Genomic DNA, 272 nt, shown 5'->3' on the forward strand with positions numbered 1-272 from the left:
GCGGTTGTTTTTTTGCAAAGTCTCCCAGTATTCAGCAGAAGTTTTCGCATACACGATAATACTCGTTTTGCCATCAGGCGCGAATGAAGGATTTTCGTTATATATTTTCACAAATATGTTTTTAACGTTGTCACAGCCATAGGCGTTAAGAGGCTGTTCTAATTCCAGACTCAAATAATGAGGATATTTTTCAAACGTTTTTGATACGCCCAATCCGACATAAATTTGCGGTGCACTTGTTTTAAGGTTGTCATAACAAAATGTCAGTTCAT

The 272-nt window shown here is 37.1% G+C and carries 1 protein-coding gene; it reads right to left on the bottom strand.

From position 1 onward, the window contains the following. Positions 1 to 272 (bottom strand): hypothetical protein (locus SB658_RS23995; RefSeq protein ID WP_410602843.1); only part of this gene is annotated, 272 nt, incomplete at both ends.

It is taken from the genome of Bacillus sp. SIMBA_008 (genome assembly GCF_046535495.1).
GTDB classification, from domain to species: Bacteria; Bacillota; Bacilli; order Bacillales; family Bacillaceae; genus Bacillus; species Bacillus subtilis.